This is a genomic window from Priestia sp. P5_B4, assembly GCF_056400385.1.
Genome location: NZ_JBFULJ010001261.1, coordinates 1 through 827, shown reverse-complemented (window position 1 = coordinate 827; position 827 = coordinate 1). Strand labels below are relative to the sequence as shown.

The 827-nt window shown below is 32.6% G+C and carries 1 pseudogene; it reads right to left on the bottom strand.

From position 1 onward, the window contains the following. Positions 1 to 57: 57 nt before the first annotated feature. Positions 58 to 691, bottom strand: a pseudogene (locus AC1DRF_RS30365) (nucleoside/nucleotide kinase family protein). Positions 692 to 827 lie beyond the last annotated feature (136 nt).

Sequence of the window (827 nt, the reverse complement as noted above, 5' to 3'; positions counted from 1 at the left end):
GAGCATGTTTCGAAAAAAACAAACGAAAACATGCCCTTAATTGAATAAAGTAAGAATTTAAATAAAATATGGATCATTCAAATCATTATTGTTAATAACTACATCTGCACTAAATTGTGGTTGATGCTGCATGATACCGTTTAATAAACATTTCCTTGGCTTTTTCATAACTTCCAAAGGCTTGTTCTTCTCGTTTGGCGCCTCTCTTTCTAGCTAACTCAAAGTCAGCACTAACGAATATTTTAAAATCGTATAGGTTGCGTAAATGTTTTTTAAATAGAAAGGTTCCGTCTACAATTAAAATCATATCCTTACTTGCTCGTTGAATATTGGGTTTAACATACTGATCTGTCGTTAAGTCTAAAGAAGCTATTTGATAATGAAAGTTACTCCCGGTTCCTAAAGGAATTARAAGCTTATSCTTAAAYGATTCATAATCATGRGCATCTTGGTAATAGCCAAGAGCTGAYTCTTTTCCCTGACGGTAACGAATAGATCTCGRRTTATGAAAATGATCTATACTTGTTCTAATCACATTCTTTYYYCTATTTTGRAGTTCCTCAGYGAGTTCATTAGCAAGTGTTGTCTTTCCTGARGRTGTAATTCCAYTAATTCCTACTCGTATGGGGTGTCTTGTYTTTARGTYCAATAYTTYATTRGCTAATTCAGAWATAAGTTTTTTTCTTAACATGTRATCTCCTTTCYAAACACTGATGCCTTTATTTTTCTATCTATAATATGAATAAYCTYTTATTWTTCATCTCGGTCAATAGCACAATATGTGCTCTTTTTCCTTACCAATGTAAGTAACAGCGCCTCATACATTC